The organism is endosymbiont of Riftia pachyptila (vent Ph05) (assembly GCF_000224455.1).
Lineage (GTDB): Bacteria > Pseudomonadota > Gammaproteobacteria > Chromatiales > Chromatiaceae > Endoriftia > Endoriftia persephonae.
In genome coordinates, this window is record NZ_AFOC01000110.1 from 1 (window position 1) to 10,018 (window position 10,018).

Annotated in this window: 6 protein-coding genes and 2 pseudogenes; all 8 read right to left on the reverse strand. The window is 61.8% G+C overall.

Annotation, left to right across the window (positions count from 1 at the left end; genetic code table 11):
• A pseudogene (locus tag RIFP1SYM_RS14145) lies at nucleotides 1-522 on the reverse strand (hypothetical protein); the annotation flags it as partial.
• A 2-nt stretch (nucleotides 523-524) separates the two neighbouring features.
• Complete coding sequence (locus RIFP1SYM_RS14150; RefSeq protein WP_005965955.1) at nucleotides 525-1,730, reverse strand: type II secretion system F family protein; 1,206 nt, start codon at nucleotides 1,728-1,730, stop codon at nucleotides 525-527.
• Between the two features lie 324 nt (nucleotides 1,731-2,054).
• Nucleotides 2,055-3,772, reverse strand: a pseudogene (locus tag RIFP1SYM_RS14155) (GspE/PulE family protein).
• Nucleotides 3,766-4,512, reverse strand: coding sequence for a tetratricopeptide repeat protein (locus RIFP1SYM_RS14160; RefSeq protein ID WP_050798776.1), 747 nt, complete (start codon nucleotides 4,510-4,512; stop codon nucleotides 3,766-3,768). The pseudogene RIFP1SYM_RS14155 and the gene RIFP1SYM_RS14160 overlap by 7 nt, the downstream one beginning before the upstream one ends.
• Nucleotides 4,513-4,576: 64 nt before the next feature.
• Nucleotides 4,577-5,056, reverse strand: coding sequence for a hypothetical protein (locus RIFP1SYM_RS14165; RefSeq protein ID WP_139042157.1), 480 nt, complete (start codon nucleotides 5,054-5,056; stop codon nucleotides 4,577-4,579).
• 102 nt (nucleotides 5,057-5,158) lie between these two features.
• Nucleotides 5,159-6,802, reverse strand: coding sequence for a type II secretory pathway protein (locus RIFP1SYM_RS14170; protein ID WP_005965967.1), 1,644 nt, complete (start codon nucleotides 6,800-6,802; stop codon nucleotides 5,159-5,161).
• Between the two features lie 198 nt (nucleotides 6,803-7,000).
• A complete protein-coding gene (locus RIFP1SYM_RS17120) occupies nucleotides 7,001-8,185 on the reverse strand; it encodes an ExeA family protein (protein WP_081417774.1) in 1,185 nt (394 codons plus the stop codon).
• The gene (locus tag RIFP1SYM_RS14180; protein ID WP_005965969.1) at nucleotides 8,154-9,632 is read right to left on the reverse strand and encodes a sigma-54-dependent transcriptional regulator; all 1,479 of its coding nucleotides are present in this window, start codon (nucleotides 9,630-9,632) and stop codon (nucleotides 8,154-8,156) included. The genes RIFP1SYM_RS17120 and RIFP1SYM_RS14180 overlap by 32 nt, the downstream gene beginning before the upstream one ends.
• Nucleotides 9,633-10,018: the final 386 nt, after the last annotated feature.

Below are 10,018 nucleotides of genomic sequence, written 5' to 3' on the forward strand. Positions count from 1 at the left end.
GAAGCTCTGGCGCAGGGTTGAGGGGGCCTCCTGGCTGAGCAGCAGCACGTTCTCCCGTTTGAGTTTCAGCTGCTCGATCAGGCCGCGACTGAGTTGCGGCACCGACCAAATCCCCAACAGCGGGGTGGCGGTCTCACGGATCGCCAGCAGCCAGGGGGCCATCAGCTCGGGGTTGGTGAGGCCGGAGTAGAGTACAAAATCCCGTTTGCCGCTGTCGCTGCGGCGCACCTCCAACAGGGAGTGGTGGAGAAAAGGCGATTGGTCGAACATGCGCAGGCCGTTGTTGCGGCAGTAGCGGCGATAGTCCCGCCCCCGCAGATGGGGTTGCTCACGCTGCTGGAACTCCTCCTCGATCAGGTCCACCAGCAGGCGCACTGGCTGACGCCCAAGTCGTTCCAGATAGTCCCGGAAGGCGATTATCCCCTCCGGGGTGGGGGGGAAGGCAAACTGACACAGTTGCCGCGCCCCTTTCCAGTGGAACACTGTCATCATGTAGCCGCTGAAGAAGAGTACCGGGCGCATGCTCATCCTATCTTGGCGATGGTGTCGTAGATCGGGCCGAGCACACTGACCATCACCCAGCCCATGATCGCCGCCATCGCGATGGTCAGCGCCGGGGAGATCGCCGGTTCGATCTTGGCGATGGTCTCGCGGATGTCGCGGGTGTAGAAGTAGCTGACGTTATCCAGTGCCTTGTCGAGCGCGCCGCTGCTCTCGCCAACCCGCAACATGCGCACCACCAGTGGCGGGAAGAGATCCATGCGTTTGTAGCTTTCGGCGATGCCGACCCCCTCGGCGATCTGCTGTCGGGCACCGCGCAGCTTCTCCTCCAGCACCCGGTTCTGTACCAGCGACTCGCTCAGCTGCATCGCCTCCAGTACCGAGATGCCGGAGCTGTACATCAGCGAGAAGCTCTGTGCCAAGCGTCCCAGCTTGATCTTCAGGTTGAGCGGGCCGAATAGCCAGAAGCGCAGTGACAGCAGGGAGAGCAGATAGTCGAAGCGGCGGTTCAGGCGACGGGCTAGGCGCACCGCCAGTGGCAGCCCGAGCAGCAGCCCAAGCAGAAACGGCCAGTTGGCGATGATGAAATCGGAGGTGGCGATCAGTGCTTGCGTGTGGGGCGGCAGTTCACCGCCGATCTCACGGATGAAGGGCACCAGGCGGGGTACCAGATAGCCCATCATAAAGCCGGTCACGCCGAGCAGCACGCTGCCGAGGATCAGCGGATAGATCATGATCTTTTTGGCGTGGGAGGCGAGTTCATCCTGCCACTTGAGCGACTCGGTGATCTGCTCGAGTAGGGTGTCGAGGCGCCCCGACTCCTCGCCGACCCGGATCAGGCTGATAAACACTCGGTCGAACAGCTCCGGGTGCAGCTCGAGTGCCTGGGAGAGGGTGCTGCCGCCCTCGATGGCGTCGATGACATTGCCCAGCACATCCTTGAAGTAGGAGGCGGCAAGGCTGTCACGCACATCGTGGATCCCCTCCAGCAGCGGCACCCCGGCGCGCACCAGCTGTTCCAGGGAGAAGACAAAGTCGATCAGCAGGCGGCGCCGGTTACCGCCCAGGCCAAAGCGTTTGCGCCCGTGGTTGCGGCTGCGCCGGTGGGAGAGCAGCTCCAGGTGCATCTTGCGTACCCGCAGGTCGAGATCCAGCTCGTTGGCGGCGCTGATCCGGCCCTTGTGGATCCTGCCCTGGGGGTCGATGGCGCGGTAGTCGTAGCTCTGCATCGCTCAGCCCGTCTTATGCATGGTGGATCGCGGCTTCTGGCTCCGGGCTGGTGTGGCTGGGCGCTGCTCTGGAGTGAGATCCATAGCTGCTGCTATGGATTGAGTGACGAATCTGTTGGTAGCAGATTTGAACAGCCGCAGGCTGGCCCGAAGGGTGGAGCCCAGGGATGGGCGGAATAACAGCAAGCCCAGGGTGCCAGAACAAGCCAGAACCGTGATAGGCCAGAACCGCTCACACCTTGGATGAGGTAATGTAGAGTCGTATTTTCTCCAGTGTTCATAATGTTTTCTCCGGTTCTGGCCGCCACCGTGCATAAGGCGGGCTCACTCCAGCCGCTTGGTGAGGTCGGCAACGCGGGACAGTTCGTCGAGGCTGGTGACGCCTTCGAGAACACGGCGGATACCGTCCTCGGCCAGGGGAATAAAGCCGTGACCGATGGCGTAGCGCTCCACCTCACGGTAGGAGGCGCTGGCTGCGACCAAGTCATCGATCCCATCGTCGAAGCGCAGTACCTCCATCAGTGCCAGGCGTCCCTTGTAGCCGGTGTTGTTGCACTTGTTGCAGCCCGTGGCGCGGTGGATCTGCACCGCCTTATCGCTGCTGATGCCGAGCAGTCGCTGCTCTATCTCGCTGGGTTGGTAGCCCTCCTTGCAATGCTCGCAGAGGCGCCGGATCAGCCGCTGGGCGACGATACCGATCATGTTGCCCGTCATTACCTGGGGGGTGACGCCGATGTCGAGCAGGCGCGGGATCGAGCGGGCGGCGGAGTTGGTGTGCAGGGTGGAGTAGACCTGGTGGCCGGTCATCGCGGCCCTGATGCCATCTCGGCGGTGTCCTGGTCGCGGATCTCGCCGACCAGGATGATGTCTGGGTCCTGGCGCATCAGCGAACGGATGCCGGAGGCGAAGTCCATCCGCGCCACCTCGTTGACCGAGGTCTGGCGGATCATGCTGATCGGGTACTCCACCGGATCTTCCAGGGTCATGATGTTGACCTCCGGGGAGTTGAGATGATTGAGCATCGAGTAGAGGGTGGTGGTTTTGCCCGAGCCGGTGGGGCCGGTGACCAGGATGATCCCTTCCGGGCGGGCCATCATCAGTTTCAGCGTGGTGTGGCTGTCGTGGCGCAAGCCGAGCTTGTCCAGCGGTACTATGCCCTTGGCCCGGTCGAGGATACGTAGCACAAAGTTTTCGCCGTGGGTGGTGGGCTGGGCGGAGACTCGGAAGTCGATGCGGTGGCCACGGATGGTCATCGAGATGCGGCCGTCCTGGGGGGCGCGGGTCTCAGCGATGTTCATCCCCGATATCACCTTCAGGCGCACGCTGATCGGCGACCAGAAATCCTTGTGCAGGCTGCGGATCTGGTGCAGCACGCCGTCGATACGGTAGCGTAGCCGCAGGAACTTCTCTTCCGGGTTGAAGTGGATGTCTGAGGCCCCGCGTTTCACCGCGTCGGCGATGATCGCATCCACCAGCCGCACCAACGGGTGTTCATACTCCTGCGCCTCCTCGGCCAGTGCCTCGTAGTCCACCGTGCCGGTCTCGATCTCGCGCAGGATGCCGTCCACCGACAGCTCGTGGCCGTAGAACTGGTCGATGGCGAGTAGTATCTCGCGCTTGCCGGCGATCATCGGGGTGATGCGCAGCTGACGGGGGATCTGTACCCGCAGCCGATCGAGCACCACCAGGTTGTTGGGGTCCTCCATCGCCAGGGTGAGTGTGCCGTTCTCCTGGTCCAGAGTGATCGGCAGCACCCGGTTGCGCAGCGCGGTCTCGCGGTCGATCAGCGCCAGCGCCTCGGCGTCGGGGATGATGCTCGAGAGATCGACACTGCGCTCGCCAAAGATCTCGCCGATCACCTCGGTGAGCACCGCCTCGGAGATGAAGCCGAGGGAGATCAGGATCTGTCCGAGAGGCTCGCCGCGGTGTTTTTGCTCCTTGAGGGCGATCTCCACCTGATCGGTGGTCACCAGCCCCTGTTCGACCAGCTGGATGCCGAGAGGCTTGGCCTGTTTTTTCGGCTGGTTGGCGGCCGTTACCATGGCAGCACTCCTGCCGGATCGATCTGTGTCAGACGCTGTTGTGCGGCGGCGTTGGTGAAACTGGCCGGTCGGCTGCGTGCCAGTTCGAGTGCCTTGCGGTAGTAGTTGGCTGCGTGGGTTATTTTTCCCAGATGATCGAGGGCGACCGCGAGATTGAAAGCATAGTCGGGGTTGTCGCGGCTGCGGCTCCAGGCGTCGAAATAGGCCTGCTGGGCGCGCCGCCACTCCTGCCGGGCGGCGTGACGGCTGGCCAGGGCAAAGTGCAGGCGTGGGTTGTCGGGCTGCTGTTCAGCGAGCCGGCGCAGACGTAGCTCCAGGCCCGGGTCTCTGCTGCGTGGTTCCAGCAGGGCCAGTGCGGCCAGCACATCGGCGTCGTGGGGATCGTGGCGCAGCAGCTGCTGGTAGTGGGCCTCGGCGCTCTCCAGGTCTCCCCACTGCAGGGCCAGTGCGGCCAGTCCGAGCAGGGCATCGCGGTTGTGCGGCTCTTTCTGCAGCAGCTTGCGGTAGAGTCTCTCGGCCTGTTTTGTTTGGCCTTGCTGTAGAGCCTGGTAGGCGGAAGCTGCCGGTGAGCGGTGTGCTGTGCGTCGCTGAGTGCGTTTGATGATGATGCGGCTGGGCAGACCAAACCCCGGATCCTCCTCTATTTTCTGTTGGATGGCGGGTGGAGTGGGGCTGGTCTTATTGGGCTGGAGTGTGGCGCTCTCGGGGCTGCTGCTGCCGATGAGATTGGTTGGTTTCACCAGGCTTTTGTTGGTATCGCTTCTGAGGTTGCCGGTGGACAGCGGGTGGCTCTCCTGGCTGGAGCTAATTGGCGGTTCGTCGGCAAGGGGGGGTGAGCGCGGCGTTGCTCAGAGGATTATCCTGGAGAGGTTCGGTCAGCGTGGGGGAAAAGGTTCGAACCTCGTTGCTAATCAGCGACTGCTGCAGGTAGTACCAGTAGCCTGCGGCTATCTGCAAGCCAATCACCAGCATCGCGATGAGTATCAGCCAGAGATGGCGATGCTGGCGATTGCGCCGGCAGCCCTGCATCAACTGCTGCAGGCTTTGTGGATCGAGTGGTTCGGTGGTCTCCTTTTTTTCGGCCGGCGCCTCATCAGCTGGCCTGGTTTCGGGGGGCTCGATCTGCTTGTTCTCTTCAGGCTCGATGTTGATCTCTGGCGGTTGGGGCAGTATCAGCTCATCGCTGCCATGGTCGAGCCGATCGGCAAGGGCGTTAGCAAGGTCGTCTTCGGGGGGAGCGGCTGGCGGGAGCTGAGTCTGCTCGGTGGGCTCTAGATCCAGCACCAGTGGCTCGGATTTGGGTACCGCATGGGGCACATCGACGAGCTTTCTGGTGCCTCTGGGAGTTCTCTTCGGAGGCCTTGTTGAGCGCGTCGAGCAACAGACTCATAGGGCTTCACCTGGTTCACGGTCGGCAGCCGGCAGCAGGTCTGGGGTCATCGTCCTGAAGGGTGTCAGGTCGTCCTGCAGGCTCGCCTTGTGGATCACTGTGGGGCGGATGAAGACGACCAGTTCGGTCTTTGAGACCTGTTTGTCGTGGTAGGAGAAGAGATCCCCCAGCAGTGGTATCGATGTGACACCGGGCAGGCTGTTCTGTGAGTTGTCGATGGCGTCCTGCATCAGCCCGCCGATGATCGCCGAGTCGCCGCTACTGACACGCAGCACTGTCTCCATCTCGCGCAACTGGATCTCTGGCACACGGTTGATCACATTGGCCTCGTCCAGCTCCTGGTTGCGCATCTCGACGAAGCCCAGGATGCGCGAGATGGTGGGACGGATGTTGAGCATCACGGTGTCGAACTGATCCACATAGGGGGTGACAGTGAGCACCAGCCCCTCTGGCACAGTGTTGACCGTGGTTTCGAAGGTGCGGGTCTTGGTCTTGGTCTCCTGGTCCTCCTCCACCTCCACATCGGTGATCATGTAGACCCGCTGGTCAGTGACGCGCAGCACCGCCGGCTGGTTGTTGAGGGTCATGATCTTGGGGCTGGAGAGCACTTTGACCTTGCCGAAGTTTTCCAGCGCCTTGAGGGTGAGGTTTAACGGGTCACCATTGATATTGCCGCTGAGAGTGAGGCTGGCGAGTGGCGCCTGCAGCAGGTTCTGACCGATCATCGCTGAGTTGATGCCGATGTCGCTGCCGATCAGGCTCCAGTCGACGCCGGCCTGGAAGTGGTCGCTCAGTACCACCTCGGCGATGGTGACCTCAATCAGCACCTGTCGTCTGGCGCTGTCGAGTACCTGGGTCAGGAAGCGCTCGATTTCCTGGTGCTTCTTGGCGGTTGTGCGCACCGCAATCATGCCGGTTTCAGCGTTGATGATGATGTTGGGTGAGCCGAGGCTGACGCCCCCGGATTCGCTACCGCTGCCGCCGGATGGATTTTTATCTCCGATGATGGCGGTGAGGTTGACGAACAGGCTCTGCCAGAATCGATTGCTCACCTCTCCCTTGAGCTGGGTGTTGGAGGTATTGCCTTCGCCTTCACCGCCCTCGCCCCCGGCCACCTTGCTGGCCACCTTGGTGGAGATCTGGATAGTGTTGCTGCTCTGACGCGACAGGTTGACATAGTCAACGATATAGCTGCGCAGGAAGGGAGTGTCTTGCATCACCCGCAGCACATCGTCGTCTATCTCATAGCGCACCGCGCTGAGGCGGGTGATGCGGTCGAGGATGCGCGGTAGAGTCTGGTCAACTGCGTTGAGGGTGATGTTGCCGGTGATGTTGTTGTCGATGTCAAGGTTAAGACCAGCATCCCGCGCCAGGGTGAACAGCAGCTCGCGCAGGGGCACGTCGCTGACCACCACGGTGTAGCTCTCCAGTGGCGCCTCTGCGCGGGGTTCTGGCAGCAGTGCAGGGCGGGTGACCGGCGGTGGGATCGCCGCGCCCGGCTGGGCCGGTGTTGGTTTCGGCAGCAGGTGTCCAGTGGATGGGGTTGGTGCCCGAGTCGGGCCGCAGCCTACCAGTAGCAGGCAGACCGCCAGGAGGATGCCTGCAGGCTGTGGTTTCGGTGTCAGATCAGTGGTTTGCACTGAGACTCTCCTTATCCCTGCCAGGGTTGCGCTTCGTCGCGCATACGGCGCAGGGAGCGTATGTAAGGTCGGCCCTTGGTGAGGGCAGTTGGCAGTGCATTGAGTGCGCTGTCAGCCAGTTTGGGGTCGGCATAGTGGCCATAGAGCACGATGAAATAGTCGCTTCCTTTGGAGTGCAGGGGGTAGATAAAGACCTGCTCAGGATCGAGTTGCTCGCCGTGCTCGGCGAAAAAGTTTTTTAGATAGACCGGCTTCTGCTGAGTGGTAAGCAGCTGGATGCTGTAGCCCCCGGCGCTGTCGTCGGTGAGCAGCTGGCGGGTGGCCCGCAGTCGGCGGTTGATTAATTCGTCGCTGTCTCTGGATCTCTTTGATGTCGCCGGAAGGGCAGCTTCTGTGAGTGTGGTGCCTGCCGGCTCTGGTGCGACTGAGACGGTCTGTTCCGATGGTGTCGCGGCGACAACCGGGGAGGGTGGCTGAGCGGCAGGGTATGGTACCCGTTCTGCCTGGGAGAGGGTTAGGCCAGTCAACCCGAGCAGCAGACTGGCGGCGGCATAGAGCCAGCGCGGCGTGCCATGCAGTAGCCCCGACTCCTGTGCGGCGAGTCGGATGTGGTGGTGGCGCAGCTGGGAGCTGCCTTCGGAGTAGGCGGCCAGCAGGCTTTTGTCGGCGATGATGTTGATCCGGCGGATCAGTCCCTGGCTGTAGCGGTGCACCCTTCGAGNCGAGCGAGCGGGAGAAGAGCTCCACTCCCTGATAGCCTGACTGCTGGAGACGGAAGTTAAGATAGGCATGCACATCCTCGCTGCTCAGGGGGGGCAGTTCGAGGCTGTAGGTGATGCGCTCTCTGAGCTGGCGGATCTCTGGGTCGGCCAGCTTGCGGTCGAGTTCGGGCTGGCCGAACAGCACCATCTGCAGCAGTTTGTGGTCGCGGGTCTCCAGGTTGCTGAGCAGGCGGATCTGCTCCAGGGTCTGTAGCGGCATTGCCTGGGCCTCGTCGATGAAGACCACCACTTGGCGTTGTTCGGCGTGGTGCTGGATCAGGCGGCTCTGCAGCTGCTGCATGACTTCGAAGCGTCGGGCGTCCTGCGCAATATCGAAACCCAGTTCGATGGCGATTGCCCGCAGGATGTCGTCGGCGGTGAGGCTGGGGTTGGCGATGTAGACCAGGTCGACAGAGGCGGGTAGGCGTTCGCCGAGCATGCGGCTGAGCATGGTCTTGCCGCTGCCGACTTCACCGACCAGTTTGACGATGCCTTCACCGTTGGTGATGGCATAGAGCAGGGCGTCGAGCACCGCGCCGCGGCTGGCGCCACTGAAGAAGCGGCGGGTATCGGGGGTGATGGCAAAGGGCTTACGAGTGAGGCCGAACTGTTTCAGGTACATGGGCCTGCTCCGCTTTTTCAAGCTTTTTGACCTTGCTGTAGAGGGTGGTGCGGTTGATATGCAGCAGCCGCGCAGCCTTGCTGAGGCTGCCGCCGGCCATCTCCAGGGCGGCCTGGATATAGTGCTGTTCCAGCTGGTTTAGATATCGGTCGAGTTCAAATCCTTCGCGCTGAAGCAGGCTGGTTGGGGCATCCTGGTGATCTATCGCCGCTGACTCGATCGATGGAGTGCCTTGTGGGTCGATCTCTTGGCGCAGTGCAGTTGCTCCCACCAGCCCATCCGGGTGTTTGGTGCCGAGCCGGATAACAATGTTGCGTAGTTCGCGCACGTTGCCGGGGAAAGGGTAGCTGCGCCACAGCGCCTGTGCTTCGGCCGAGAGGCGGAAAGAGTGGATCGAGTCTGCGAATTTGTTGATGAAGTGAACCAGCAGCTCGTTGCGGTCGTCGCTGCGCTGACGCAATGGTGGCACTTCGATAGTGAGTACGCAGAGACGGTGGTAGAGATCGGCGCGGAAGCGATCCCGCTCAACCGCCTGTTTCAGATTGCGGTTGCTGGCGGCGATGATGCGGGCCTGGGAGTGGCGCGGGCTAGTCTCGCCGATCCGATAGTATTCGCCATCTTCAAGTACTCGTAGCAGTTTGGCCTGCAGGCTGAGTGGCATCTCGCCGATTTCATCGAGGAACAGGGTGCCGCTTTTGGCCTCCTCGAAGAAGCCCTTCTTGCCCTGCTGCGCACCGGTGAAGGCGCCTCTGGCGTGTCCGAACAGCTGAGCTTCCAGCAGGTCAGGGGAGAAGGCGGCACAGTTGAGCGCCAAGTAGGGTTGCTCACGCCGCTCAGCGGCCTGGTGCAGGGCGCGTGCCACCAGCTCTTTGCCGGTCCCCGATTCGCCGGAGATCAGTACCGGGAATTCGCTCGGGGCGAACTGGGCGATCTGCCCGCGCAGGCCCTGCATTGCCTCGCTGGTGCCGATTAGGCCATGTGCCATGCCGCTAGTTGGTGAATGGGTTTCGAGTTCGGCGAGCATCAGCTGGCGTTTGAGGCCGGCCTTCAGCAGCTGTGGCTCACAGGGTTTGGGGAAGAAATCTGCTGCACCGAGGCTGAAGGCGTGGCGGATGTTGTCCTCCTGGGATTGGCCAGAAAGGATCAGGATGCGGATGCTGGCGTCGAATTGCAGCAGGTCGCCGATGATGGCGAACCCCTGATCCGGTCGGTGGGGGGTTGGCGGCAGTCCCAGATCGATCAGTGCCAGTTTCAGGTTTGCCGGGTGCTGGCTGAGCAGCCGGGTAACCTCGGCCCGGTTCGATGCTAGATGCACCTGGTACTCCTTGCGCAGCAGAAAGCCGAGGGCCTCCGCGATCGCGGGGTCATCATCCACCAGTAACAGGGCGGGCCGTGATCTGGGGGCCTGGTTGGCAGAGTCGGTTGGCATCGTCTGTGATTTCGCCATGATTCACTATCGGTTGAAAAGGCTGCTCTGACGCTTGGGTCACCGCTGTTGGTGGGGCTATCGGCAGGTTGGGGCTGTGACTTTAATTTCCTAAGGCAAGCAAAGGTGTGCCGTGCGGCGGGCTGGGAGTCGCCGTGGGAGTGCTGAGAGATGCTTTGTGCAAGCGGATAATGATGCTGCATCTGTGATTGACCTCACGGAAGATCATATTAAACTTGATGTGTAGGGGGAGTTGTGAAGAGGGGGCGCTATCTCTATTATTTTTGGCGAGTCCGTGAGTCGCAGAAAATATCGAGCTAAATCAAGGCGCTGATTAGATGTAGAGGGGAGAGGCCAATGGAGAAGGACGGCAATCATGGCGTGAGTGCCAAGACCAGGTTTTTTTC